Source organism: Thermohahella caldifontis (genome assembly GCF_041153465.1).
Classification (GTDB): Bacteria; Pseudomonadota; Gammaproteobacteria; order Pseudomonadales; family Oleiphilaceae; genus Thermohahella; species Thermohahella caldifontis.
Genome location: NZ_CP154858.1, coordinates 57340 through 81372 on the forward strand (window position 1 = coordinate 57340; position 24033 = coordinate 81372).

A 24033-nucleotide genomic window follows, 5' to 3' on the forward strand; every position below is an offset into this window, starting at 1 on the left:
AAGGGTGTCGTGTATTATAGCGCCTTTGAGCGGGAGGGCGATGATGGTTTTTTTGGCCTATATGGTTCTGGGCGCTGTCGCCGGGGTATTGGCCGGATTGTTCGGGATTGGTGGCGGGCTGATTATCGTGCCGGCACTGATCTTTGCGTTCGAACTTCAGGGTGTGGCGCCCGAAATCCAGCCTCATCTGGCGGTGGGCACTTCTCTGGCGACGATTGTGTTCACGGCCATCAGCTCCATTCGCAGTCATCATGCGCATGGCAGCGTGCGCTGGGACCTGGTTCGGTTTCTGGCCATCGGCCTCGTTCTGGGTGCGGCCCTCGGTGCCCAGACAGCGGCCCAGATGAGTGGCGCGCTGCTGAAGCTGGTCATCGGGTTGTTCGCCTGTGCCATGGCGGTCAAGATGTGGCTGGATATCCGGCCGAAACCGGGACGCAGTGTGCCGGGGCCCCTGGGCCTCGTGGTGGCGGGAGGCGGCATTGGCTGGGCGTCTGCCATTTTTGGCATCGGCGGCGGATCCATGATGGTTCCTTACCTGAGCTGGTGCAATGTGCGCATGCAGGAAGCGGTCGGAACCTCCGCGGCCTGTGGCCTGCCCATTGCGGTGGGAGGTGCCCTGGCCAACATGGTCACCGGGCAGGGTGACCCGCTCCTGCCCGAGTACAGTGTAGGCTATGTCTATCTGCCCGCGCTGGCGGGTGTGGTGCTGACCAGCATGTGGACCGCACGCTGGGGGGTGGCGCTGGCCCACAGATGGTCACAGCAGAAACTCAAGCGCGCTTTTGCGGTCTTGCTGGTGATCGTGGGCATTCGTTTTGTGTGGAAATCTCTGGGAGTCTGAAGGATGTGGAAGTATCCGAACATTGATCCGGTGGCGGTGTCACTGGGACCTCTGAAAGTTCACTGGTACGGGTTGATGTATCTCGTGGGCTTTGCCGGGGCCTGGTGGCTGGCACGCCTGAGGGCGCGGAAGCCGGGCGCACCGTTCAACGAGGAACAGGTGGGGGATCTGATCTTCTACGGCATGCTGGGCGTCATTCTTGGCGGACGTATCGGCTATGTCATTTTCTACAACTTTGACAAGTTTCTGGCTGATCCGCTCTGGCTGTTTCAGGTCTGGACAGGAGGCATGTCCTTCCATGGCGGGCTTCTGGGTGTGATTCTGGCCATGTGGTGGTATGGCCGCAGCCAGGGTGTACGCTTCTTTGACGTGGCCGATTTCGTCGCGCCGCTGGTCCCGGTCGGTCTGGGAGCAGGGCGTATCGGCAACTTCATCAACGGCGAACTCTGGGGGCGGGTCACGGACAGCCCCTGGGGCATGGTCTTCCCGACCGGAGGCCCCCTGCCACGGCATCCGTCCCAGCTTTATGAGTTCGCACTGGAAGGCGTGGTGCTCTTCGTTCTGCTGTGGACGTACTCCAGCAAACCGAGACCGACCATGGCCGTATCCGGCCTGTTTCTCGTCGGCTACGGGACCTTCCGCATTCTGGTCGAGTTCGTTCGTGAGCCGGACCCCCAGCTTGGGTATCTGGCCTGGGGGTGGCTGACCATGGGGCAGGTCCTGTCCGTGCCCATGGTGCTGGCCGGCATGATTCTGATGGTATTGGCCTATCGCCGGGCCGGGACAGAACAGGTGAGCAAGGCATGAAACAGTATCTGGACATGATGCGCCATGTGCGCGACAACGGTTTCCGCAAGTCGGACCGCACCGGAACCGGAACACTCAGCGTATTCGGGTATCAGATGCGCTTTGATCTGCAGGCCGGTTTCCCACTGGTGACGACCAAGAAACTCCATCTGCGCTCCATCATTCATGAGTTGCTCTGGTTTCTCAGCGGGGACACGAACATCCGTTATCTGCATGAAAATGGCGTGACCATCTGGGATGAGTGGGCGGACGAGAACGGGGATCTGGGACCGGTATACGGGTATCAGTGGCGCAGCTGGCCCGCCCCGGATGGACGGCATATTGACCAGATCAGCCAGGTACTGGACCAGCTTCGCAACAATCCGGATTCCCGTCGCCATATCGTGGTGGCCTGGAACCCGGCCTGCGTGGACGACATGGCGCTGCCGCCCTGCCACGCACTGTTTCAGTTCTATGTGGCGGATGGTCGTCTGTCCTGCCAGCTCTATCAGCGCAGTGCGGACATCTTTCTCGGGGTGCCCTTCAACATTGCCAGTTACGCCCTGCTGACCCATATGGTGGCACAGCAATGTGATCTGGAAGCAGGGGAGTTTATCTGGACCGGAGGTGACGTGCACCTGTATCTCAATCATCTGGATCAGGCGGACGAACAGCTGTCCCGGGAGCCCCGACCGTTACCCCGTCTGAAGATCCTGAGAAAGCCGGAATCATTGTTTGATTACCGGTTCGAGGATTTCAGGATTGAGGGTTACGACCCGCATCCCCACATCAAGGCACCGGTTGCAGTCTAGGAGGCAGGTATGCGTGTCGCGATGATTGCCGCCATGGCCAAAAACCGGGTCATCGGCCGCAACAACAAACTGCCCTGGTATCTGCCCGAGGATTTGCGCTACTTCAAGCGCATTACGCTGGGCAAGCCCATGATCATGGGGCGCAAGACCTTTGAGTCCATTGGCAAGCCGCTGCCGGGCCGGGCCACCATTGTGGTGACACGCAACCCCGAGTGGCGGGCGGAAGGTGTGACCGTGGTCCCGGATCTGGAGACAGCGCTGCGCAAGGCCAGGGCCTGGGCCATGACGGCTGCGGTGGATGAGGTGATCGTGGCCGGCGGTGGGCAGATTTATACGGAGGCGCTGGCCCGTGCAGACCGGATGTACCTGACCCTGGTGCATGCCGAGGTGGAGGGTGATGCCCGGTTCCCGGAATGGAATCCGGCTGAATGGCGGGAGGTGTCCAGGGAAGATTTTGATGCCATCCCCCCCAATACGTACCCGTACAGTTTCGTGGTGCTGGATCGTCTGCCCGGCTGAACCGGGCAGATACGGGGTTCAGACCGGGCGGCGGCGACGCAGTCCGGCGAGCAGGAGACCCAGGCCGGCCAGTGTCAGACTTGCCGGTTCACTGACTGGAACTGGTCCCTTGCCCTCGATGACATCATTCCCACCTGTCATGGCCCAGTGAAACGCAATTTCAGGGCCGTCCAGCAGGGCTGTACCGCTCAGATCCATGTCAAACTGAATGTATCCGCCTGCCGCATTCACCTGAAAGGTTCCGGTCTTGCCTGTGTTGAGGGCATAGCTGGATTGTGTGTCAACGGCTACGGCCTGGCCGTTGCGGAATGTCCACCCCGAGGACATGAAATCATCGCTTTCCAGGAGTGTAAATCGGTTGGGGCCAGCAAGTTTGTACAGGGTCACTGAGCCGGAGGTGTTCCACCGGTCGTCCAGGGCCAGACCGTAGATCCAGTGGGTACCGTTCTGCGCATTGTCCGCAGCGAATCCATTGGATGCCAGGCCATAAGGTGACCATTGATCGGACAAGAGCAGATCACCCAGGCCGATTCCGCGTTTCAGCCCTTCACTGTCAGCATCGGGAAAGACGCCGATGTGATTGACAAAATTCGTATAGATGCGCGTGCGGAGTGTGGTGCCCGAGAGGCTGTAGGTGAGGCGGCTGATGTCAAACTTCGATGTGGCGCCGATAACATCGCCATATCCGTGGTCATCGCTGCCGACGTAGGCATCCGTGATGGTATACGCTTGCGCGCTGAGGGCGGCACAGGTCAGTGTGATGGCGGTGCAGAGCTTTTTCATGTGTATCTGGTGTCCTTGTCCCTGAATGCAATTATTTTTTACAGGTGCCTGATCAGCACTGGCAAGATATGAGCACAAAATGGGCCAATATGAATTTTTTGTTTCAGGGCAGAAAGATAGCTGACACCTTTGTATTCGCTTGATTGCGGTGGGTGTTAATAATCTGGACGTATCTGTTTGCGGATGAGAAGTGCGTCAAAATTGTGGTGTAAAAATAATGGGCGGTGCGCCGGGCGGGCCGGCACACCCCTGACAGGGCGTCAGTCTTCCAGCAGGGCCTTGTTGCGGACGGCGCCCTTGTCCGCCGAGGTGGCAAGCAGTGCGTAGGCCTTGAGCGCGGTGCTCACCCGACGCGGCCGCGGCTTTGCCGGCTTCCAGGCTTGGGGTCCCCTGGCCTCCATCGCGGCGCGTCGACGCGCCAGTTCTTCATCCGGGACATCCACATTGATGCTGCGGCGCGGAATGTCGATCAGGATGCGATCACCTTCCTCAACCAGGCCGATGGCGCCACCGGCAGCGGCTTCCGGAGAAACATGACCAATGGACAGCCCTGATGTGCCGCCGGAGAACCGGCCGTCCGTGACCAGGGCGCAGACCTTGCCCAGCCCCTTGGACTTGAGATAGCTGGTGGGGTAGAGCATTTCCTGCATGCCCGGCCCGCCTTTCGGCCCCTCGTAGCGAATGATCACCACATCTGCCGGCTTGATCTCACCGCCGAGAATCTTCTCGACAGCTTCCTCCTGACTCTCGCAGATCCGGGCACGGCCTTCGAAGACCAGAATGCTTTCATCCACACCGGCTGTCTTGACGATGCAGCCGTCTTCAGCAATGTTGCCGTAGAGCACGGCCAGGCCGCCTTCGGTGCTGTAGGCGTGCTCGATGTTGCGGATGCAGCCGTTTTCCCGGTCAAGATCAAGGGAGGGCCAGCGGGTGCTCTGGCTGAAGGCTTCCTGTGTCGGAATGCCTGCCGGCCCGGCCTTGTAGAAGGTGTGTACTGCTTCATCCTGCGTGCGCATCACGTCCCACTTGTCCAGGGCTTCGGCCAGGGTCGTGCTGTGCACCGTGGGCAGGGAGGTGTTCAGGATGCCGGCCCGGTCCAGTTCTCCCAGAATGCCGTAGATGCCACCGGCGCGGTGCACATCCTCAATGTGATATTTCTGCGTGTTGGGCGCCACCTTGCAGAACTGCGGCACCTTGCGGGACAGCCGGTCGATGTCCTGCAGCGTGAAGTCCACTTCGCCTTCCTGGGCGATGGCCAGGAGGTGAAGGATGGTGTTGGTGGATCCGCCCATGGCAATGTCCAGCGCCATGGCATTCTCAAAGGCAGCCTTGCTGGCTATGCTGCGCGGCAGTACCGATTCGTCATCCTGTTCGTAGTAACGGCGGGTGTTTTCCACGATCTGGCGGGCGGCACGCAGGAACAGATCGCGCCGGTCGGCGTGTGTGGCCAGCATGGTACCGTTGCCGGGCAATGCGAGGCCGATGGCTTCCGCCAGGCAGTTCATGGAGTTGGCGGTGAACATGCCGGAGCAGGAACCGCAGGTCGGACAGGCGGAGCGTTCGTATTCGGCCACGGTTTCATCAGACGCCGAGTCATCGGCTGCAATGACCATGGCGTCCACCAGATCCAGGGCGTGTGTCGCCAGCTTGGTCTTGCCCGCTTCCATGGGGCCGCCGGATACGAATATGGCCGGAATGTTCAGGCGCATGGCGGCCATGAGCATCCCCGGGGTGATCTTGTCGCAGTTGGAGATGCAGATCATGGCATCGGCGCAGTGGGCGTTGACCATGTATTCCACCGAGTCCGCAATGATCTCGCGGGACGGCAGGCTGTAGAGCATGCCGTCATGCCCCATGGCAATCCCGTCATCCACCGCAATGGTGTTGAACTCCTTGGCCACCCCCCCTGCGGCTTCAATTTCGCGGGCCACCATCTGTCCCATGTCTTTCAGGTGGACATGACCGGGCACAAACTGGGTAAAGGAGTTGACCACGGCAATGATCGGCTTTCTGAAATCATCGTCCTTCATGCCCGTGGCACGCCACAGGGCCCGTGCACCGGCCATGTGGCGACCGGCTGTTGTGGTTCGAGAGCGATAGGTTGGCATAGTGTTTTGATCCCGTTGTCTATCGTGTTCGGAGCGTAGGTGGCACAAGGATACCAGACTCGCCCGCACTTGGGCAGACACCCGGCTTGACAGGGGTGTCATCCCTCAGTATCGTGCGCCGCAACTGTCAGGTGTCTTCCGCAAGGAAGATGAAACGGGAAGCCGGTGCGCCGCAAGGCAAGTCCGGCACTGCCCCCGCAACGGTAGGTGAGTCAGACTGCGCTTCACGCCACTGTGTCAGAACATGGGAAGGCGCGCAGCCGGCCAGTTGGCCCCTCACGAGTCCGGAGACCGGCCTGACAACACTGCCTGGTGGCGCGGAGGGCGCCGGCCAAGCGCATTTCGTATTTCTCCGTCATGCGCAGCCCTGCCTCCTCCCGCCCCGGCGATTCACGCGGGTGTGCGAAACGGAGGAAGAGTTCAATGCGCAAGTCCTGTCTGGCCCTGAGTGTGGCCATCCTGTCCCTGCCTGTTCAGGCTGAAGTTGATCAAACCCTGGTTGTCACGGCCAATCGTGTGGCCCTGACGCTGGATGACACCCTGGCATCCGTCACGGTGATCAAGCGGGAAGACATCGAGCGCCAGCAGGCGCGTACGCTGCCGGAGCTTCTCCGCGGCATGGCCGGACTGACGGTTACGCAGAGTGGTGGCGTTGGCGCAACCTCTTCCGTGTTTGTCAGGGGAACCAATTCCAGTCACGTGCTTGTGCTTGTGGATGGCGTCAAGGTGGGCAGCGCCACCCTGGGCACGGTAGCCTGGGAATCACTGCCGCTGGAAACGGTGGAGCGGATCGAAATTGTGCGGGGGCCGCGGGCCAGTCTGTACGGGTCCGAGGCCATTGGCGGCGTCATTCAGATCTTTACCCGCAAGGGGAAGGGGGCGCCTGCACCTTCGTTCAGTGTCACGGCCGGCAGTGATCATTTCTGGTCAGCGGATACTTCGGTATCCGGTACGCAGGGAGACTGGGATTATGCGTTGGGCGTTTCCGCCAAGGGGACGGAAGGTTTCAATGCCTGCAATCCGGATTCGGGCACCCTGTTTGTGGCCTGTTATGACAATGAACCCGACGATGACGGATATCGCGAGCAGGCGTGGCGCCTGAATGCCGGCAAGGCACTGGCCAATGGTGGCGAGATCCGGCTCAGTGGTTTTCAGTCTCAGGGCGAGGTGGATTATGACGGGGCCTATCAGAACAGTTCCGAGCCGGTTCAGAAAGTGCTGGGTCTGACGACGCGCCTGCCGGTTTCAGACGACCGAATGGTGGAGCTCCGCTACGGATACAACAACGACCTGGTGGACTCATTCAACGACGGTGTGTTCGTTTCCCGCTTCGAGACCCGGCGCAACACGGTGGGCGCACAGGTGCTGCAGTCCCTGGACAGCGGTACGCTCATTGTAGGGGCGGAATACCAGCGTGACGAAGTGCTGGGTACGACGAGCTATGCGAAAACCAGCCGGGACAACAAGGCGCTGTTTGGTCAGTGGCTGACAGAGCAAGGTGCCGACCGTTACGAGGCGAGCGTCCGCCATGACCGCAACGAGCAGTTTGGCGAGAAGACAACAGGATCGCTGGCTTGGGGGCACCAGTTGTTCCCGGGAGTGAAGTCCTTTGTCAGCTATGGCAGTGCGTTCAAGGCCCCGACTTTCAATGATCTGTACTTTCCCGGCTATGGATCCCCGACGTTGACCCCCGAGACCAGCTGGAGTCTGGAAGCGGGCCTGAAGGGCAGTGATGCGCGCATCGACTGGAGTGCAACCCTTTACCACACTCGCATTCGTGACCTCATTGCAGCGGACCCGTCCAATGGCTGGCTGGCGGCCAATCTGGGGCAGGCACGCATTTCGGGGGTCGAACTGACCGCATCGGGTACGGTTTCACCCGGATTCTGGTGGCGTGGCACCATCACACTGCAGGATCCCGAGAGCCAGGATGCTGCCACGAAGGGGAACACCTTGCCCAATCGTGAGCGCACCAAGCTGACGGTCTCCCTGGACCGGCAGATTGAGCATCTGACTCTCGGTGCCGACTGGATGGCGGTTGGTCGGCGCTACGGTGATCTTTACAACACACAGGAGCTGGACGGATATGGGCGTCTGGACCTGCGGGCCCGGTACAACCTGTCTCATGGCTTCAGCGTTGCGGCAAAGATCGAGAACGTCACCGATCAGACCTATGAAACCGTCTATTATTACAATCAGCCCGGTCGCAGTTTCTACCTGACCCTGAACTGGCAGCCCTGACACGCCCCATGGCCATTCTGGTACTGGGCGGCGTCAAGAGTGGCAAGAGCCGGTACGCTGCGTGGCGTGCCGGCCAGATGGCTGCCACGGGCCGGGAGGTGGTGCTGGTGGCCACGGCCGAAGCACATGATGATGACATGGCGGAGCGGATCGCCCGGCACAAGGCCGAACGCCCGGCAGACTGGCGTACGGTGGAGTGCGGGGCAGGCCTGACGGATGTGCTGCCGGCACTGGATTCGGAACGGGCGGTTGTCATCGTGGACTGCCTGACCCTGTGGCTGACCGCGTTGCTGACCGCCGGACGGGATGACGCGTTCATTCGCAACGCCTGTGACAGACTGGTGAGACAGGTCGGCGCTTTCAGGGCGCCGCTGGTGCTGGTTTCCAACGAGACCAATCTGGGCGTGATCCCCCCGGACAGACTGAGCCGCCGGTTCTGTGATCTGGCGGGTGTGCTGCACCAGAAGCTGGGCAATGTGTGTGATGAGGTCGTGCTCGTGGCGGCCGGTCTGCCTCTTCACCTGAAAGGAGCCATGCCATGAACATGCCGTGGAAAATGCCGGACATCACCCCTGTTGATGGCGCGCTGGATCAGGCACTGCGAGACGCCATTGACCGCAAGACCAAGCCGCCGGGTGCACTGGGGGTTCTGGAGTCGCTTGCCTTTCAGGTCGGCCGGGTTCAGGGTACGCTCAGGCCGTTGCTGAGCCACCCGCACTTGTGGGTCTTTGCCGCGGATCATGGCGTGGCGAAACAGGGCGTCAGTGCCTACCCTCAGGACGTGACTTGGCAGATGGTACTCAATTTTCTTTCCGGAGGTGCGGCCATCAATGTGTTTGCCCGTCATCACGGTATTCGCCTTCAGGTGGTGGACGTGGGCGTGGCGCAAGAGCCGGAAGCCCGCCCCGACCTGATCCGGGCCAGCATCCGGCCCGGGACAAGAGATTTTACCGAGGCGCCCGCGATGACTGCCGGGGAGTGTGATGCGGCGCTGGCCGTGGGCGCAGCGCAGATCCGCCGGGCACGTCAGGACGGGGCCAATGCCTTTCTTTTCGGCGAGATGGGGATTGGCAACACGACACCGGCCACTGCACTGTGCTGCCGTTTGCTCGGGCTCCCTGTCAACGCCCTGACCGGCCGCGGTACGGGGGTGAATGACGAACAGCTTGTACGCAAGCGGGAGGTCATCGGGCTGGGCCTGAGGCTGCACAACGAGGCAGAGACCACGCTGCAGGTACTGGCAGCGCTTGGCGGGCTCGAGATAGCGGCCATGACCGGCGCCATGCTTGAGGCAGCACATGAGCGCTGTATCTTTGTTGTCGATGGCTTCATTGCCACCGCTGCTTACGTGGTCGCCTGGTGTCTGGCCCCGGACATTGCCGACTATGCCATCTTTGCCCATTGCTCCGGTGAGCAGGGGCATCGCCTGGTACTGGATGCGCTCGGAGCGCGACCGCTGCTGGATCTGGGCCTCCGGCTTGGTGAAGGCACGGGTGCCGCACTGGCCTGGCCACTCATCACCTCGGCCGTGGCCTTTCTTAATGAGATGGCCAGTTTCGAGCAGGCGGGCGTGAGCGACCGGCTGTGAATCCTGCCCGGGAATGGCACCTGTTCCGGGTGGCCCTGCAATTCTATACCCGGCTGCCGGTCAGGATAGAGGACTGGCAGGCCCGGGATCTCGGTGAAGCCAGCAAGTATGCGCCACTGGCAGGTGGCTGCGTTGCACTGTTGTCGGGGCTGCCCTGGTCGCTGGGCTGGCTGGCCGGACAACCCCTGTTGGGTGCACTGCTGGCTGTGGTCACCGGCATTCTGGTCACGGGAGCCTTTCACGAAGATGGCCTGGCGGACGCACTGGATGGTCTGGGGGGCGGGCAGAATCCGGATCAGATACTCACCATCATGAAGGACAGTCGTGTCGGAACCTATGGCGTGCTGGCGCTGATCGCTTCCGTCAGCCTGCGGGCGGCGGCACTTTCCGTGATGCCGCTGGCAGCAGGCTGGGCCATGCTGTTGACACAGCACATGGCCGGACGGGCCCTGGCCGTGAGCCTGATCGGTGCCTTGCCCTATGTCCAGGCAGATCAGCTCAGCAAGGTCAAACCGGTTGCCCAGGATCTGGATCCTTCGTCACGGGTCTGCGTAGTCGCCCTGGCGGCACCGACCCTCCTCTGGTGGCCGCCCGCCCTCAGTCTCGTGCTCCTGGGGATGCTCCTTGGCTTGCGAACGCTCTGTGTGCGCGGGTTCAGGCGCCGTCTCGGCGGCTATACCGGGGATCTGCTGGGCGCAGCCGAGCAGTTGACTGAAATTCTCCTCGTGGTCATGATCGCCGTGTTATGGCCCTTTTTCTGATACGGCATACCCCGGTTGATGCGGCACCCGGTGCCATTTACGGGCAGCGGGAGGTGGCGCTGGCCGCGGACTGGCCCGATCGCTTTCGCGCCCTGGCCGAGGCGCTGCCGGACGGTGTCGGGCGGATCTGTACCAGTCCTTTGTCTCGGTGCCGGAAGCTTGCCTACTGGCTTCAGGCCGCCCGTTGGCCGCAGGCAACACTGCAGGTGATTTCCGATCTGGTCGAAATGTCCTTCGGGCGCTGGGAAGGGCAGAGCTGGTCAACCATTCCCCGTGCCGAGCTGGATGTCTGGGCATCGGACTGGGTGAATCATCCGCCGCCGGGAGGCGAAAGCTTTCTGCAGGTGCGCGAACGTTGGCGCAGGGTACTGGCCGGGCTTGATGATGCGGCGGGCCATGTGTTGCTGGTCACCCATGCCGGAATGATCCGGGTTGCACTGACCGACTACCTCGGCCTGCCGCCCGGGGCCGCATTTGCGCTGAAGGTGGGATTTGGTGAAGTGTATCGTCTGCGCTATCCGGCGAACTTTTGAGCGCGGAAACGGTCTGATCTGCCAAGGAGGCCCAAGATGAACGCACGATCCTGGAGTTTTGATCCGCCGGCAGCGCTGCTGCAGAGTCTGTTGACCATGACCATCATGGTGGAAGCCCGCGACCCCTATACCGGGGGGCACATGTGGCGCGTTTCCCGCTACTGCCAATTGCTGGCCGAAGCCGCTGGCCTCAGTGAAGCCCAGGTGGCACGGGTGACGGTGGGCGGTTTTCTGCATGATCTGGGCAAGGTGGGGGTACCGGATGCCATCCTCCGGAAACCTAACCGGCTCACTGATGCGGAATATGCCACCATTCAGACACACCCGGATATCGGCGCGCGCCTTTTGGCGACCCATCCGTTGCGTGCGCTGGTGATGGATGCGGTGCACAGTCACCATGAAATGCCCAATGGCAAGGGCTATCCGAGAGGGCTCGCCGGGCAGGACATCCCCCTTGCTGCAAGAATTACCGGAATCTGTGATGCCTTTGATGCCATGACCAGTCACCGGCCCTATCGGCCCGGCATGCCGGTCGATGTGGCACTGGACATCATTGAACGCCATCTGGGCAGCCAGTTTGATGTGGCGTTGGGGGAACGTTTCATTGAGTTGGGCCGGCAGGGTTGCTTTGAGGGGATTGTGCAGCACAGTGACGAGGGCATGCCGCTGCATGACTGTCCACAGTGCGGACCCACGCTGGTGGTTCAGAGGGATCATGAAGAGGGCCACAAATTGTTCTGCCCCAACTGTGGCGGGGGCGCGGTGGTCCACCGTCAGGATGGTCGCCTGGCTGTCACACCGGTGGACGAGAAAGCCTCACCCCGGGACCTGGTTCCCGAGGTGGATTACGGTCTCATTGACCGGCTGGTGGGGACTGTGCGCCCGGCACTGCTACCGGACACGCAGGCCGTCTGAACCGGTCAGGAAACCGGTTCTTCAGCCACCTTGGGCAGGCGGGAAAGAGCGTCCTCAATGGCCGAGGCCGGATACTCGAAGTCTTCCAGTTCACCACTGAAATACTTGTCATAGGCCGCCATGTCGAAATGACCGTGGCCGGACAGGTTGAAGAACAGCGTCTTGCTGACCCCCTCTTCCCGGCAGCGCAGCGCCTCGTCGATCACGGCCCGGATACCGTGACAGGATTCGGGGGCGGGAATGATGCCCTCGGCACGGGCAAACTGAACGCCCGCCTCGAATGTGGCCAGTTGCGGTACCGCAACCGCCTCGATGAGCTTGTCATGGTACATCTGGGAAACAATGGCCGAGGCGCCGTGGTAGCGCAGACCTCCGGCGTGGATGCCGGGCGGCATGAAATCGTGACCCAGGGTGTACATGCGTGTCAGCGGCGTCAGGCCCACACTGTCTCCGAAGTCCCAGGCAAAGTGACCGCGGGTCAGGGAAGGGCAGGAGGTGGGCTCCACGGCCACCATGCGGACTTCGCGCCCACCTGCGGCCATATCCGCAAAGAAGGGGAAGGCTGCGCCGGCAAAGTTGGAGCCACCACCACAGGGCGCGAAGATCATGTCCGGATAATCGCCGATCTTCTCGAACTGCTTTTTGGCTTCCAGGCCAATCACGGTCTGGTGCAGCAACACATGATTGAGCACCGAGCCCAGGGAGTACTTGACGTCCGGATTCTGTGCGGCCATTTCCACTGCTTCCGAGATGGCGATGCCCAGCGAGCCCTGGCTGTCCGGGTGCTCGGCCAGAATCCTGCGGCCGGTTTCCGTTTCCATTGACGGGCTGGCCGTCACCTTCGCGCCCCAGGTCTGCATCATGGAACGCCGGAACGGCTTCTGTTCATAGCTCACCCTGACCATGAAAATGCGCACATCAATACCGAACATCTGTCCGGCCAGTGCCAGAGACGAGCCCCACTGGCCCGCACCGGTTTCGGTGGTGAGCTGGCGGATGCCGGCCTGCCGGTTGTAAAAGGCCTGGGCAATGGCGGAGTTCAGCTTGTGGGAACCGGCCGGACTGGCACCCTCGTACTTGTAGTAGATACGTGCCGGTGTATTCAGGGCCTCTTCCAGACGGCGGGCACGGAAAAGCGGCGTCGGACGCCATTGGGCATAGATCTGGCGGACCGGTTCCGGTATGGGAATCCAGCGCTCCGTGGCCATCTCCTGTTCAATGATCGGAGCGGCAAAGATGGCGGAGAGTGCCTCGGGGGTCACCGGCTGGCCATCGGGCCCGAGCGGAGGCGGCGGTGGATTGTCCAGATCCGCCATGACGTTGTACCAATGGGTCGGGATGTCCTGTTCATCCAGTGTGATCTTGATGGGTTGCATGGCAATTCCTTGTTGTTCTTGTGGACAAATTCTGTGAGGATCACTCTTACCACGAATCAGGAGAGGATGAAAGTCCCATGGACACTGGCGTCTCCCCATTTTTTACCCCGGCCCCGTGGCGAGAGAACCATTTCGGGCAAACAAGTCATCAATCAGACTTCGTGTTTTTCGTTTGCGCCAAAGTGGCCAGAACAGCACCCGTGCACCTCTGAACAGGTTCTGCCATCCCTTGAGCAGGCTGTAGAACGGGAACTTAAGCGCCTTGTCCGGCTTTTGCCGGCGTGAACTTCTGATCAGACAGCTATCCCGGTCCTGCCAGACGGCAAGCAGTCCCCAGGCCAGACTCGCCAGCGCAACCAGATTCTGAAGTGTGGTGAAGCGCCGTGCCGGTACAGACTCCAGCGCAAAGCCCTGCTTGGTAAAGCGGTAGCCTTCCTCGCAGGCCCAGCGGTCCATGTAGGCATGTATCATGCGCTCTCCCTGTCGCCTTCCGCGCACCGGACGCGTGGTAACCAGCACCAGAGGCTCCGGGCGGTCATGGCGGACGACAATCATCCACAAGGGGCTGTCCGGATGCTCTCGCAGCATCACCCGGGTGATACCAAACCTGACGCGGGGGCCTCCCCGTCTGAGCTGCCCCTGATGCTTCAGCGGCAGTTCACGGGCAATCTGCTGCGCTGTTTTATGGCGGTCCCGCCAGCACCAGTAGCGCTGATTGGCCGCTCTGACCAGCACCTGGCGCTCACACCGGATCCAGGCATCCCACAGGATGCCCCGGTCGCCTCCCCGGTCTATCACCCAGAGCAGATCCTTCCGGATATGCCGGCTCACTTCATCCATCACCGAGAGAATGTCATGGTTCTCGCTTCTGAATGCCGTGCGCCGCGGGGTATTCAGGCGGGTCAGCAACGGCAGCGTCTTCCCGCGCCGGACATCCCGTGCCACCACGGTCATCAGCGGATATCCGCCGACAATTTCTCCGGTATCGCCGTCCCTGACGCGGCCCCGCCATTCACTTTTCGGTGCGCCGTCACGGTTCAGATCGCCCGGATCAATGGCCAGGATCATGTCCTGCGTGACGTGCCGGCTGACGTGCGCAAGCTGCACCTGCTCTGCGGCCCAGGCCACTTCACTGTGTCCGGCCAGCATGCGGGAGATGCGCTTCTGGGTATGGTGCAGTCTGCATGGCTCATTGAGTGTGCGGGCAATCTCTGCCTGCGTGAGGGAACCGGAAGTGAGGATGCCGAAAGTGACCTCTGCCATGAGTTTTCTCACAGGCCGTGTGATCTGTTCAGGTGCCTGGTCAATCAGGCTGCAGAGGCGGGCTTTCCATTTTGTCCGATCTGTGGCATGGTAAGGCATCGGGGTTTTCCTTTGGGTTCAGTGACTTATAGGCAATCACATTGTACCTGGAGGGAAACCCCGATTCCGTTACCACATCACGTTTTTCCCCTTAAAGTCAAAAGGTTGAATGGCACCTTCTGAAAAAATGGGGAGACGTCAGCCATGGACAAAACGCTGTGGCATGGTCTGTTCTGGGGTGTACTGCTCTGGAGCGGCTGGCACCCCAAGGATCAGTTGACCTGGTTTCTGGAGGTGTTTCCGGCGCTGGCGGGTTACGGTGTCATGGTCATGACGGCCGGGCGTTTCCCGCTGACACCGCTGGTCCGCTGGCTGGTGCTGGTGCACATGATCATTCTCATGGTGGGCGGGCATTACACCTACGCGGAAGTGCCATTGGGTGACTGGGTCCGGGACCTGCTGGGCCAGACGCGCAACAACTATGACAAGCTGGGCCATTTTGCCCAGGGATTCGTTCCGGCGCTGATCGCCCGGGAGATCGTCACAAGACTGAAGGTGTTCCGGCGTGAACGCTGGATTCCGTTCTTCGTGATTTGTGTCTGTCTGGCCATTTCCGCCTTTTACGAGCTGATCGAATGGTGGGTGGCCCTGGCATCCGGTGAAGCGGCAGAAGCCTTCCTGGGGATGCAGGGCTATGTGTGGGATACGCAGAGTGACATGTTCCTGGCACTGGTGGGCGCCATCTCGGCGCTGGTACTGCTTTCCCGGGTTCATGATCGCCAGCTGGAGGCGCTGCAAAAGCCGGCGTGACTTGGCATCAGTGTTGACAGTGATTACACTGGCACAAAACCAGAGGAGATACACATGACTGACTTTCAGACCCTGACCGTGAACCAGGACGGCCCTGTTGCCATCGTGAGCCTGAACCGCCCCGAAAAGGCCAACGCCATGAATATGAAAATGTGGGAAGAAATCGGCGAGGCGTTTCGCTGGGCTGATACGGAGCCGACCGTCCGCGTGGTGATTCTCCGGGGTGAAGGCAAGCACTTCTGTGCCGGGATTGACCTGATGGACTTCAGTCAGGTGATGATGTCCCGGGAGAAGTGCGAAGGCCGCAAGCGCGAGCAGTTGCGCCAGGTCATCCTGAAACTTCAGGGCTGCCTGACGGCAATCGAGGACTGTCGCAAGCCGGTTCTGGCTGCGCTGCACGGGGGCGTGATTGGTGGCGGCGTGGACATGGTGACCTGCTGCGATATGCGTTACGCCTCGGCTGATGCCTATTTCGAAATCAAGGAAATCGACATCGGCATGGTGGCGGACGTCGGGACCCTGCAGCGCCTGCCGAAGATCATCCCTGATGGCATCATGCGCGAGCTGGCCTATACCGGACGCAGGGCCGGCGCGGAAGAGGCGGAGCGCATCGGGCTGGTGAACCGGGTGTTCGAAAGCCGGGAGGCTCTTGAGGCGGGCGTACGCGAGATTGCCGACACCATCGCGGCCAAGTCGCCGCTGGCCATCCGCGGCACCAAGGAGATGATCAAGTTCACCCGGGATCACAGTGTGGCGGAAGGCCTGAACTATGTGGCTACCTGGAATGCAGCCATGCTGATCAGTGCCGACATTCAGGAGGCCATGGCTGCCCGCATGCAGAAACGCGAGCCGAAATTTGCCGATTGAATCGGTGTGGGAAAACGTTGAGATGTCAAGGAGCGGCCCGGGGGCCGCTCCGGTTTCGGCAGACAGTTCCTGACGAATTCCGGGCGCTTCAGGCCAGTTTCACGATCACCCGCTTGTTCTGCTTGCCCCGGTTTTCAATCCTGGTGACCGCCACGGCGCCGATTTCTCCGGTACGGCCCACATGGGTACCCCCGCACGGCTGCAGATCCGTGCCTTCGATTTCCACCAGGCGCACCCGCCCCTTGCCCCGGGGAGGCTTGACCGACATGGTCCGCACCAGCTCCGGCTGGGCATCCATCTCCTCGTCGGAAATCCAGGTATAGGTGACCGGTGCATCCAGCCCGATCAGTCGGTTGAGTGCGGCGGTCAGCGCTTCGGGGTCGGGTTTGTCGTCCAGTGCAAAATCCAGCCTGGCCTTGTTTTCATCAATATTGCCGCCGGTGACCGGGGCGTCCACCACACTGCACAGCAGGTGCAGGGTCGTATGGAGTTTCATGAGCGCATAGCGGCGATCCCAGTCGATTTCCAGCGCCAGCGTTTCTCCGATGCTCAGATCGGAGGGGACGTGTTCGAGGTGATGAAGGATCGCGCCACTGTCCTTGCTGTAGGTGGTATCGGTGACGGCAAGGCGCTCACCATTGATGCGGACGATCCAGCCCGTATCGCCGGGCTGTCCGCCGCCCAGGGGGTAGAAAATGGTCTGATCCAGAATCAGGGCACCGTTCTCGATGCCCGAAAGCGTTGCCGTGGTGGTTTTGAGATAGCTGTCATCCCGGAAGAGTTCCCGTGTCATGTGCGGTCCCTGTTATTGTTTTCGATGCCTGTTTTATAACGGATCTTCGCCGGGCGGGGAAGGGGGAGCGTCTTCTTTCTCGCGACGCTGGCGCCGGGCTTCGGCCTGATTGGCCAGGATGGCATAACGGCGCTGGGCCCGGCTGTTGAGGCCGGCATAGCCGGGAGTGCTTGTTTTTCGCGCAGGTTTGCGGGAAACGGGGCGGGGTGTACTGCACATGACCGGGCTCCTGATCGGACAAGAAAAGCAATGGTATTCAGGGTTTCAGACTCTGTGTTGTCCCGGAAGTTCCCGGACAGAGTTTGGGAACATGCCGGGGGTCACGTAGAATGCCCCGGACAGGTTAACCGGGAATGCGGACATGACGGATTGTCTGATGTGTGGTGCGGCGGGCGCGCCCTTTGAGACGCCGGATGGGAAGACCTATCTGCGCTGCGGGCATTGTGCCTTCATATGGCTGGAACCGGGGTTGCGACTGGCTCGTGCCGCGGAGCGGGCCTTCTATCTGACCCATGAAAACCGCGTGGATGATCCCGGGTACCGGGCATTCCTGTCGCGTCTGGCGGATCCCTTGCTGAAGAAGCTCACCCCGGGCATGCGGGGGCTGGACTTTGGCTGCGGGCCGGGGCCTGCGCTGGCCAACATGCTGCTTGACGCGGGTATGGATATGGCTGTTTACGACCCGGCGTTCTGGCCCGATGAACGCTGGCTGGCACAATCCTATGACTTCATTACCTGTACGGAGGTTGCCGAGCATCTGCATGCCCCCAGGGCAGTGCTGGAGCGGCTGTGGGCATGTCTTGAACCGGGTGGATGGCTGGGGATCATGACCGGGCTGCTGGACGATGCGCCGGCCTTCGGGACCTGGCATTACCGGCGCGATCCGACACATGTGTGTTTTTTCAGCCGCCGGACATTTGCGGTCTGGGCTGAGTCCGCAGGCGGTCTGTGTGAATATCCGGGCAGAAATGTGGTGCTGATACAAAAAAGGCGTGTACTGGACACGCCGGAAGACGAAGAAAGCTCTGATAAGCGCGATAAAGCATAACCGGCGAGCCTTAAGGGCAGGTTAAGAGCAAACATCAGGGCCGCAGCTGACCGCTGAAGCCTTTCCAGGCAAAAATGCCGCCCACGCCGAGCAGAATGGCCACCACCAGGACCTTGACCAGAGAGTGCTCCTGCTCTGTACGGGGTTCGATCTGGCTGTTGAGCCAGTCTTCAAGCAGGCGGACGTTGCGCTGATTTGAGCGCCAGAGCACATCGTAAATATCCCCCACGACGGGCACGCTGCCCCCGAACAGGTCCGCGAGGGTATTGGCTGCCATGCGCAGCAACAGTTTCCGGGGTGCCCCGGCCTTGTAGGCCTGGCTGATGATGTAGCCACCCAAAAGCGCCGTCAGGACGTCACCGGCCACCGGAATGACGCCGACGATGCTGTCCCATCCGAAACGGATGCGGGTGCCGGGAATGCGAAACCGGCTGTCCAGCACAGTCGCCAGTTTGTTCAGGCGCTCGCGCAGGCGGACAAGCGTTTCGGGGTCGGGTGTTTTCGGATCTGAGTCTTTGATCATGTGCTGATAATGCAGGGCGTGGGGCCGGAAATCAAGAGGCGGCCGGTCTCGGGAGTGCTCCGGATGGGGGAGGCTGAAAGATGTGAGCGGAGCAGGGCCGTTGACCTGATGTTGCGTGTGGCGCTGCGCACTTGAAAAAAGCTGACGAAAGTCCGACGCTGATGTCCGGAAGATCTGAAAATGGTCTGAGGATGTTTTGATTACGAGCGGAGGGTGACGAGAAGATGGTGCCGAGGAGAGGACTTGAACCTCCACGGGGTTGCCCCCACTAGCACCTGAAGCTAGCGTGTCTACCAATTTCACCACCTCGGCACGTGGTGTGTCATCATGTCAAAAGAGCGTCAAACAGGGATCGGATGGTGCCGAGGAGAGGACTTGAACCTCCACGGGGTTGCCCCCACTAGCACCTGAAGCTAGCGTGTCTACCAATTTCACCACCTCGGCATCTTGTGGTGTGATCACCTGTTTTAAAGAGCGCACTGATTTGGGAATCAGTGTATGGGCGCGTAATTTAATAATCTTTCAGGGGGCTGTCAACACCTGATTGCATTTTTGTTGGGAGCAAATAAACTGTCCGGACTTGTAGCACGTGATTTGTCCGGTTTCATGATCACCAAGGAGGTGAGCCATGAGACGGACAGAACTGCTACAGGAGATCCGGAAAATGCGATTCGAAGAAGCCTATACGGGATGGACCGAGAAACGGCTGACCCAGGAAGAGGCGGCGCGGCTGCTGGGGGTCTGTGAGCGGACCTTCCGGCGCTATATCGACCGCTACGAGGAGGAGGGCCTCGACGGCCTGATCGACAAGCGCCTGAGTCAGGTTTCCCACCGCAAGGCCCCGGTGGATGAGGTTCTACGCCTCGAGGCGCTCTACAAGGAGCGCTACGACGGCTGGAACATCAAACACTTCTACAGCTTCTACCGCGACCGTCACGGCGGCACACGCAGCTATACCTGGGTACGGAACACCTTGCAGAAGGCAGGCCTGGTCAAGAAGGCACCGGCTCGGGGTAAGCATCGTCGACGCCGCGAGCGGGCGCCCATGGTCGGCATGATGCTCCACCAGGATGGCTCCACCCACGAATGGGTTCCCGGCCACCACTGGGATCTGATCATCACCTTCGATGACGCCACCTCTGAGCACTACTCCATGTTCTTCGTCGAGGAGGAAGGCACGGCTTCGAGCTTCCAGGCCATGCGAGAGGTCATCACCGATCACGGCCTTCCCTCGAGCCTCTATACCGACCGGGGCAGTCACTACTGGCACACCCCCAAGGCCGGCGGCAAGGTCGACAAGTCCAACCTCACCCAGTTCGGCAGGGCCATGGCCCAGCTCGGGGTCGAGATGATCCCCGCCTATTCCCCCGAGGCCCGGGGCCGCTGTGAGCGCCAGTTCGCCACCCATCAGGGACGCCTGCCCAAGGAACTTGCAGCCCAGGGCATTACCACCATGGCGGCGGCCAACCGCTACCTTCGGGAGCACTACCTGCCGGCCTTCAACCGGGAGTTCTGCGTCAAACCCGCCGTCGAGGGCAGCGCCTTCGTGCCTTTCATCGGCCCTGGACTGGACGACATCCTGTGTGAGCAGTACGAACGCACCGTGAACAAGGACAACTGCGTCTCGTTCGAGGGACTCAAGCTGCAGATCCCTGCCGACCGCTATCGGCGCCATTACGTCAAGGCCAAGGTTCGGGTACACCGTTATCCTGATCGCTCCCTGGCGATCTTCCACGGCCCCAGAAGACTGGCCAGTTACACCCCAGAAGGCCTGCCCTTCGACCCCCTCGAACCTATTGATCAGGCACCGGCCAACGTCCGCTGCCAAGTCTGATCATCAGTGGACCCAAAGCGGACAGTTTATGTGCTACAAAACCGGACAGTTCTATTTGTTGCTAACACACCTGATTGCATTTTTTGGCCCCCTTCCGATCGGGCTTAGACGTTGAACCGGAAATGGATGACGTCGCCGTCCTGGACAACGTAGTCCTTGCCTTCCAGACGCCACTTGCCGGCATCCTTGGCGCCCTGTTCGCCGTTGTAGCGAACGAAATCTTCGTAGGCAATAACCTCTGCGCGAATGAAACCCCGCTCGAAGTCGGTATGGATGACGCCGGCCGCCTGAGGTGCCGTGGCGCCGACCGGAATGGTCCATGCCCGCACTTCCTTCACGCCTGCCGTGAAGTAGGTCTGGAGACCCAGCAGAGCATATCCGGCGCGGATCACACGGTCCAGTCCGGGCTCTTCCATGCCGAGATCGGCCAGAAACTCGGCCCGCTCCTCATCTTCCAGTTCGGCGATTTCTGCTTCCAGCTTGTTGCAGATGGCCACCACTTCGGCACCCTCGCTGGCGGCGATCTTGCGGACGGTATCCAGGTAGGGGTTGTTGTCGAAGCCGTTTTCGTCCACGTTGGCGATATACATGGTGGGCTTGACCGTCAGCAGGCACAGTTCCCGGATTGCTTTCTGTTCTTCTTCGCTGAGCGCGATGGTGCGGACCGGTTGTGCCTCATTCAGCACCGGAAGCAGCTTGTCTTCCATGATGCTCAGGAGAAATTTTGCATCCTTGTCGCCACCCTTTGCAATGCGGCCTACGCGCTTGATGGCCTTCTCCACGGTCTCAAGGTCGGCCAGCGCCAGTTCGGTATTGATGACTTCAATGTCTGCTGCCGGATCGACTTTGGCGGCGACATGCACAACATTGCTGTCCTCAAAACATCTTACGACATGTGCAATGGCATCTGTCTGACGGATGTTGGCCAGGAACTGGTTTCCGAGGCCTTCGCCCTTGGAAGCCCCTTCCACCAGGCCCGCAATGTCCACGAACTCCATGGTCGTGGGCAGTACACGCTGGGGTTTGACAATCCGGGCCAGCTCATCCAGACGCGGATCCGGCATGGGGACAACGCCGGTGTTCGGTTCAATGGTACAGAACGGAAAATTGGCTGCCTCAATACCTGCCTTGGTCAGCGCATTGAACAGGGTGGACTTGCCAACATTGGGTAGTCCGACAATGCCACATTTGAATCCCATGGAATGATCCTCGTATTTCAGGGACGCAGACTGTGCAGGATGTTCATGGGTTTCGACCAGTCTCCCCGGACAATATCCGGGAGCAGTGGGTCAATGCTATCGAAAACCTGATCCAGTTGCGTTCGTTCAGTTTTACCAAAGGGGTGCAGAACATAGTCGGCAACCCGGTTCTTGTCACCGGGGTGACCGATCCCCAATCGTAGTCGGCCAAATTCACGTTTGTCGCCCAGTGCCTTGATAATATCCCTCAGGCCGTTGTGTCCCCCATGACCGCCGCCGGCTTTCAAACGCACTTCGCCCGGCTGAATATCCAGTTCGTCATGGGCAACAAGCAAGGATTCGGGCGGCAACCGGTAGAAGTTGACCAGTGCCTGGACTGCAAGCCCGCTGCGATTCATGTAGGTTTGCGGGAACAGGAGATGAATATCCCGGCCGCCCACCTGGATGCGCCCATAGAGTCCGTGAAACCGGCGCTCCGGGCGGAGAGTGGCAAAGTGACGTTCTGCAAGGTGCTGAACCCACAACGCGCCAGCATTGTGGCGCGTTGTGGCATACTGGGGGCCGGGATTGCCCAGCCCCACAATAGCTTGTACAGCGGGCATGAATTACTCGCCGGCTTCTTCGCCTTCGGCCTCGCCTTCCGCCTCGGCGGCACCCTTGGGCTTGTGGATGGCAACGACCGGCAGGTCATGATCGGGGCCATGACGCAGCGCAACCAGCTCCACGCCTTCCGGCAGCTTGAGGTCGGACAAGTGGAGAATTTCGTCCATCTTGACTTCGGCCAGATCCACTTCAATGAAGTCGGGCAGGTCTTTGGGCAGACACTCGATTTCCACTTCGTTAAGCAGGTGGTTGGCCTTGCCGCCCTGGTTCTTGATGGCGTCGCACTTGTCTTCGTTGATGAAGTGCAGCGGTACCTGAACGGTGATCTTGTGGCCGGCGACAACGCGCATGAAGTCAATGTGCAGCACGGTCGGCTTGTACGGGTGGCGCTGCAGATCCTTCAGGATGGCGCGTTCCTTGTTGCCGTCAATGTTGAGCTCAATCACGTGAGAGTAGAAGGACTCGGTGTCCAGCACTTTCATCAGCTCATTCTCGGGAATGGCGATGTTCAGCGGGGCCTTGTCGCCACCGTACAGAATGCCGGGGACTTTCATTTCGCGACGCAGGCGGCGGCTCGCACCTTTCCCTTGAACGTCACGAACAGAGACGTTGAACTGGATGTCTGACATGGTTTTTCTCCTGTTTAAATATCAAAACCCTGCCAGCCCGCGACCAGACTGACAGGGCGAGTAATCAGTGCTGCGTCCTTATCGGAACATGGCACTGATGGATTCTTCGTTGCACACCCGGCGGATGGACTCTGCCAGCAGGCCGGCCAGTGTGAGCTGCCGGATTTTAGCACATTTTTTGGCGCTGTCACTCAGCGGAATGGTATCTGTGACCACGAGCTCGTCCAGAACCGAGTTTTCGATGTTCTCGATGGCCGGGCCTGACAGCACCGGGTGCGTGATGTAGGCCAGCACCCGGGTGGCGCCCTGCTCCTTGAGGGCATTGGCAGCCTTGCACAGGGTGCCGGCAGTGTCCACGATATCGTCGATGAGGATGCAGGTCTTGCCTTCCACGTCACCGATGATGTGCATCACCTGCGCGACGTTGGCCTGGGGCCGGCGCTTGTCGATGATGGCCAGATCGGCGTCATTGAGGCGCTTGGCAAAGGCACGGGCACGAACCACGCCGCCCACGTCGGGGGAGACCACCACAAAGTCATCAAGTTGCTTGCGTTCGATGTCATCCAGCATGACCGGTGTGGCATAGGCGTTGTCCACGGGAATGTGGAAGAAGCCCTGAATCTGGTCGGCATGCAGGTCTACGGTCAGAACGCGGTTGATGCCCACGCCGGTGAGAATGTCGGCAACGACCTTGGCGCTGATGGGTACCCGTGAAGAGCGGGGGCGACGATCCTGTCTGGCATAGCCGTAGTAAGGGATGACGGCTGTAATGCGGCCGGCAGAGGCGCGGCGCAGGGCATCAGCCATGACGACCAGTTCCATCAGGTTGTCGTTGGTGGGCTGACAGGTCGGCTGAATGATGAAAACGTCGCGTCCGCGGACGTTCTCGTTGATTTCAACCATGACTTCGCCATCGCTGAACTTGCCGACAGTGGCATCTCCCAGTGGGATGTTCAGGGTATCGGCGACTTTGCGTGCAAGGTCAACGTTGGCGTTACCGGTAAATACCATCAACTTGGACACAGTAGGTACCTTCTCGCGTCTGGAACGGTTCGGCTTGGGCATGAGGATTCAGTCTGAGGATTGGCTGGGGTGGCAGGATTCGAACCTGCGCATGACGGGATCAAAACCCGTTGCCTTACCGCTTGGCGACACCCCAGTA

The 24033-nt window shown here is 60.5% G+C and carries 25 protein-coding genes, 3 tRNA genes and 1 riboswitch; of the genes, 14 read left to right on the plus strand and 14 right to left on the minus strand.

Going from position 1 to position 24033, the window contains the following annotated elements; all coding sequences use genetic code 11:
* The first annotated feature begins 40 nt into the window (after positions 1-40).
* The 4 genes from AAIA72_RS00285 to folA are packed head-to-tail and all read left to right on the plus strand — an operon-like array spanning position 41 to position 2958.
* The gene (locus tag AAIA72_RS00285; RefSeq protein WP_369601468.1) at positions 41-841 is read left to right on the plus strand and encodes a sulfite exporter TauE/SafE family protein; all 801 of its coding nucleotides are present in this window, start codon (positions 41-43) and stop codon (positions 839-841) included.
* Positions 842-844: 3 nt separating this feature from the next.
* A complete protein-coding gene (gene lgt / locus AAIA72_RS00290; protein ID WP_369601469.1) occupies positions 845-1648 on the plus strand; it encodes a prolipoprotein diacylglyceryl transferase in 804 nt (267 codons plus the stop codon).
* The gene (thyA, locus tag AAIA72_RS00295) at positions 1645-2439 is read left to right on the plus strand and encodes a thymidylate synthase (protein WP_369601470.1); all 795 of its coding nucleotides are present in this window, start codon (positions 1645-1647) and stop codon (positions 2437-2439) included. The genes lgt and thyA overlap by 4 nt, the downstream gene beginning before the upstream one ends.
* 9 nt (positions 2440-2448) lie before the next feature.
* A complete protein-coding gene (gene folA / locus AAIA72_RS00300; RefSeq protein WP_369601471.1) occupies positions 2449-2958 on the plus strand; it encodes a type 3 dihydrofolate reductase in 510 nt (169 codons plus the stop codon).
* Positions 2959-2976: 18 nt separating this feature from the next.
* Here folA and AAIA72_RS00305 read toward each other — a convergent pair whose 3' ends face one another.
* Together AAIA72_RS00305 and ilvD are read right to left on the minus strand one after the other, a co-directional pair.
* Positions 2977-3741: a PEP-CTERM sorting domain-containing protein gene (locus tag AAIA72_RS00305; protein WP_369601472.1), complete on the minus strand. Its 765-nt coding sequence runs from the start codon at positions 3739-3741 to the stop codon at positions 2977-2979.
* Positions 3742-4001: 260 nt separating this feature from the next.
* Positions 4002-5849 carry a dihydroxy-acid dehydratase gene (ilvD, locus tag AAIA72_RS00310; RefSeq protein WP_369601473.1) on the minus strand — a complete coding sequence of 616 codons (1848 nt, stop codon included), beginning with the start codon at positions 5847-5849 and terminating at the stop codon, positions 4002-4004.
* A 112-nt stretch (positions 5850-5961) separates the two neighbouring features.
* Positions 5962-6164, plus strand: a riboswitch (cobalamin riboswitch).
* A gap of 108 nt (positions 6165-6272) precedes the next feature.
* Here ilvD and AAIA72_RS00315 point away from each other — a divergent pair.
* The 6 genes from AAIA72_RS00315 to AAIA72_RS00340 are packed head-to-tail and all read left to right on the plus strand — an operon-like array spanning position 6273 to position 11887.
* A complete protein-coding gene (locus tag AAIA72_RS00315; protein WP_369601474.1) occupies positions 6273-8090 on the plus strand; it encodes a TonB-dependent receptor in 1818 nt (605 codons plus the stop codon).
* Between the two features lie 8 nt (positions 8091-8098).
* On the plus strand, positions 8099-8632 hold the full coding sequence (gene cobU / locus AAIA72_RS00320; protein WP_369601475.1) for a bifunctional adenosylcobinamide kinase/adenosylcobinamide-phosphate guanylyltransferase: 534 nt from the start codon (positions 8099-8101) through the stop codon (positions 8630-8632).
* Positions 8629-9678 carry a nicotinate-nucleotide--dimethylbenzimidazole phosphoribosyltransferase gene (cobT, locus tag AAIA72_RS00325; protein ID WP_369601476.1) on the plus strand — a complete coding sequence of 350 codons (1050 nt, stop codon included), beginning with the start codon at positions 8629-8631 and terminating at the stop codon, positions 9676-9678. Before cobU ends, cobT begins: the two co-directional genes overlap by 4 nt.
* Positions 9675-10439 (plus strand): adenosylcobinamide-GDP ribazoletransferase, encoded by a 765-nt coding sequence (locus AAIA72_RS00330; RefSeq protein ID WP_369601477.1) that lies wholly within the window; start codon positions 9675-9677, stop codon positions 10437-10439. Before cobT ends, AAIA72_RS00330 begins: the two co-directional genes overlap by 4 nt.
* The gene (locus AAIA72_RS00335; RefSeq protein WP_369601478.1) at positions 10424-10972 is read left to right on the plus strand and encodes a histidine phosphatase family protein; all 549 of its coding nucleotides are present in this window, start codon (positions 10424-10426) and stop codon (positions 10970-10972) included. Before AAIA72_RS00330 ends, AAIA72_RS00335 begins: the two co-directional genes overlap by 16 nt.
* A gap of 36 nt (positions 10973-11008) precedes the next feature.
* On the plus strand, positions 11009-11887 hold the full coding sequence (locus AAIA72_RS00340; RefSeq protein ID WP_369601479.1) for an HD domain-containing phosphohydrolase: 879 nt from the start codon (positions 11009-11011) through the stop codon (positions 11885-11887).
* 5 nt (positions 11888-11892) lie between these two features.
* Here AAIA72_RS00340 and AAIA72_RS00345 read toward each other — a convergent pair whose 3' ends face one another.
* Both AAIA72_RS00345 and AAIA72_RS00350 read right to left on the minus strand, forming a co-directional pair.
* The gene (locus AAIA72_RS00345) at positions 11893-13263 is read right to left on the minus strand and encodes a TrpB-like pyridoxal phosphate-dependent enzyme (protein WP_369601480.1); all 1371 of its coding nucleotides are present in this window, start codon (positions 13261-13263) and stop codon (positions 11893-11895) included.
* 102 nt (positions 13264-13365) lie between these two features.
* Positions 13366-14526 carry a hypothetical protein gene (locus AAIA72_RS00350; protein ID WP_369601481.1) on the minus strand — a complete coding sequence of 387 codons (1161 nt, stop codon included), beginning with the start codon at positions 14524-14526 and terminating at the stop codon, positions 13366-13368.
* Positions 14527-14769: 243 nt separating this feature from the next.
* On the opposite strand from AAIA72_RS00350, the gene AAIA72_RS00355 reads away from it, so the two are divergent.
* Together AAIA72_RS00355 and AAIA72_RS00360 are read left to right on the plus strand one after the other, a co-directional pair.
* The gene (locus AAIA72_RS00355) at positions 14770-15375 is read left to right on the plus strand and encodes a DUF2238 domain-containing protein (RefSeq protein ID WP_369601482.1); all 606 of its coding nucleotides are present in this window, start codon (positions 14770-14772) and stop codon (positions 15373-15375) included.
* A 54-nt stretch (positions 15376-15429) separates the two neighbouring features.
* The gene (locus tag AAIA72_RS00360) at positions 15430-16242 is read left to right on the plus strand and encodes a crotonase/enoyl-CoA hydratase family protein (RefSeq protein WP_369601483.1); all 813 of its coding nucleotides are present in this window, start codon (positions 15430-15432) and stop codon (positions 16240-16242) included.
* Between the two features lie 88 nt (positions 16243-16330).
* Here the strand turns inward: AAIA72_RS00360 and AAIA72_RS00365 are convergent, their stop codons facing one another.
* Together AAIA72_RS00365 and AAIA72_RS00370 are read right to left on the minus strand one after the other, a co-directional pair.
* The gene (locus AAIA72_RS00365; protein WP_369601484.1) at positions 16331-17035 is read right to left on the minus strand and encodes an alanyl-tRNA editing protein; all 705 of its coding nucleotides are present in this window, start codon (positions 17033-17035) and stop codon (positions 16331-16333) included.
* A gap of 33 nt (positions 17036-17068) precedes the next feature.
* Entirely contained in the window at positions 17069-17254 is a 186-nt protein-coding gene (locus tag AAIA72_RS00370) for a hypothetical protein (protein WP_369601485.1), read from the minus strand.
* Positions 17255-17396: 142 nt separating this feature from the next.
* Here AAIA72_RS00370 and AAIA72_RS00375 point away from each other — a divergent pair, with 142 nt between their 5' ends.
* Positions 17397-18083: a class I SAM-dependent methyltransferase gene (locus AAIA72_RS00375; RefSeq protein ID WP_369601486.1), complete on the plus strand. Its 687-nt coding sequence runs from the start codon at positions 17397-17399 to the stop codon at positions 18081-18083.
* Between the two features lie 34 nt (positions 18084-18117).
* Here the strand turns inward: AAIA72_RS00375 and AAIA72_RS00380 are convergent, their stop codons facing one another.
* From AAIA72_RS00380 to AAIA72_RS00390, 3 genes are all read right to left on the minus strand, one after another.
* Positions 18118-18606, minus strand: coding sequence for a DUF4112 domain-containing protein (locus tag AAIA72_RS00380; protein ID WP_369601487.1), 489 nt, complete (start codon positions 18604-18606; stop codon positions 18118-18120).
* A 225-nt stretch (positions 18607-18831) separates the two neighbouring features.
* Positions 18832-18918: transfer RNA gene (locus AAIA72_RS00385), tRNA-Leu, on the minus strand.
* Between the two features lie 45 nt (positions 18919-18963).
* Positions 18964-19050, minus strand: a tRNA-Leu gene (locus tag AAIA72_RS00390).
* A 220-nt stretch (positions 19051-19270) separates the two neighbouring features.
* Between AAIA72_RS00390 and AAIA72_RS00395 the strand changes: the two genes are divergently transcribed.
* A complete protein-coding gene (locus AAIA72_RS00395; RefSeq protein ID WP_369600308.1) occupies positions 19271-20440 on the plus strand; it encodes an ISNCY family transposase in 1170 nt (389 codons plus the stop codon).
* 104 nt (positions 20441-20544) lie between these two features.
* Here the strand turns inward: AAIA72_RS00395 and ychF are convergent, their stop codons facing one another.
* The 5 genes from ychF to AAIA72_RS00420 form a co-directional block, all read right to left on the minus strand.
* Complete coding sequence (gene ychF, locus AAIA72_RS00400; RefSeq protein WP_369601488.1) at positions 20545-21639, minus strand: redox-regulated ATPase YchF; 1095 nt, start codon at positions 21637-21639, stop codon at positions 20545-20547.
* Positions 21640-21656: 17 nt separating this feature from the next.
* Positions 21657-22241, minus strand: a complete 585-nt coding sequence (pth, locus tag AAIA72_RS00405) for an aminoacyl-tRNA hydrolase (RefSeq protein WP_369601489.1) — start codon at positions 22239-22241, stop codon at positions 21657-21659.
* Positions 22242-22244: 3 nt separating this feature from the next.
* The gene (locus tag AAIA72_RS00410) at positions 22245-22871 is read right to left on the minus strand and encodes a 50S ribosomal protein L25/general stress protein Ctc (protein ID WP_369601490.1); all 627 of its coding nucleotides are present in this window, start codon (positions 22869-22871) and stop codon (positions 22245-22247) included.
* Positions 22872-22949: 78 nt separating this feature from the next.
* Complete coding sequence (locus AAIA72_RS00415) at positions 22950-23894, minus strand: ribose-phosphate pyrophosphokinase (RefSeq protein WP_369601491.1); 945 nt, start codon at positions 23892-23894, stop codon at positions 22950-22952.
* A 61-nt stretch (positions 23895-23955) separates the two neighbouring features.
* A tRNA-Gln gene (locus AAIA72_RS00420) sits at positions 23956-24030 on the minus strand.
* Positions 24031-24033: the final 3 nt, after the last annotated feature.

Coding starts and splice junctions, on each gene's coding strand:
- AAIA72_RS00340 (WP_369601479.1), top strand. CDS start 11,009: ATGAACGCACGATCCTGGAGTTTTGATCCGCCGGCAGCGCTGCTGCAG.
- cobU (WP_369601475.1), top strand. CDS start 8,099: ATGGCCATTCTGGTACTGGGCGGCGTCAAGAGTGGCAAGAGCCGGTAC.
- AAIA72_RS00315 (WP_369601474.1), top strand. CDS start 6,273: ATGCGCAAGTCCTGTCTGGCCCTGAGTGTGGCCATCCTGTCCCTGCCT.
- ychF (WP_369601488.1), bottom strand. CDS start 21,639: ATGGGATTCAAATGTGGCATTGTCGGACTACCCAATGTTGGCAAGTCC.
- AAIA72_RS00345 (WP_369601480.1), bottom strand. CDS start 13,263: ATGCAACCCATCAAGATCACACTGGATGAACAGGACATCCCGACCCAT.
- AAIA72_RS00305 (WP_369601472.1), bottom strand. CDS start 3,741: ATGAAAAAGCTCTGCACCGCCATCACACTGACCTGTGCCGCCCTCAGC.
- AAIA72_RS00335 (WP_369601478.1), top strand. CDS start 10,424: ATGGCCCTTTTTCTGATACGGCATACCCCGGTTGATGCGGCACCCGGT.
- AAIA72_RS00370 (WP_369601485.1), bottom strand. CDS start 17,254: ATGTGCAGTACACCCCGCCCCGTTTCCCGCAAACCTGCGCGAAAAACA.
- AAIA72_RS00285 (WP_369601468.1), top strand. CDS start 41: ATGATGGTTTTTTTGGCCTATATGGTTCTGGGCGCTGTCGCCGGGGTA.
- AAIA72_RS00365 (WP_369601484.1), bottom strand. CDS start 17,035: ATGACACGGGAACTCTTCCGGGATGACAGCTATCTCAAAACCACCACG.
- lgt (WP_369601469.1), top strand. CDS start 845: ATGTGGAAGTATCCGAACATTGATCCGGTGGCGGTGTCACTGGGACCT.
- AAIA72_RS00350 (WP_369601481.1), bottom strand. CDS start 14,526: ATGGCAGAGGTCACTTTCGGCATCCTCACTTCCGGTTCCCTCACGCAG.
- ilvD (WP_369601473.1), bottom strand. CDS start 5,849: ATGCCAACCTATCGCTCTCGAACCACAACAGCCGGTCGCCACATGGCC.
- AAIA72_RS00355 (WP_369601482.1), top strand. CDS start 14,770: ATGGACAAAACGCTGTGGCATGGTCTGTTCTGGGGTGTACTGCTCTGG.
- AAIA72_RS00395 (WP_369600308.1), top strand. CDS start 19,271: ATGCGATTCGAAGAAGCCTATACGGGATGGACCGAGAAACGGCTGACC.
- thyA (WP_369601470.1), top strand. CDS start 1,645: ATGAAACAGTATCTGGACATGATGCGCCATGTGCGCGACAACGGTTTC.
- AAIA72_RS00410 (WP_369601490.1), bottom strand. CDS start 22,871: ATGTCAGACATCCAGTTCAACGTCTCTGTTCGTGACGTTCAAGGGAAA.
- pth (WP_369601489.1), bottom strand. CDS start 22,241: ATGCCCGCTGTACAAGCTATTGTGGGGCTGGGCAATCCCGGCCCCCAG.
- cobT (WP_369601476.1), top strand. CDS start 8,629: ATGAACATGCCGTGGAAAATGCCGGACATCACCCCTGTTGATGGCGCG.
- AAIA72_RS00375 (WP_369601486.1), top strand. CDS start 17,397: ATGACGGATTGTCTGATGTGTGGTGCGGCGGGCGCGCCCTTTGAGACG.
- AAIA72_RS00360 (WP_369601483.1), top strand. CDS start 15,430: ATGACTGACTTTCAGACCCTGACCGTGAACCAGGACGGCCCTGTTGCC.
- folA (WP_369601471.1), top strand. CDS start 2,449: ATGCGTGTCGCGATGATTGCCGCCATGGCCAAAAACCGGGTCATCGGC.
- AAIA72_RS00380 (WP_369601487.1), bottom strand. CDS start 18,606: ATGATCAAAGACTCAGATCCGAAAACACCCGACCCCGAAACGCTTGTC.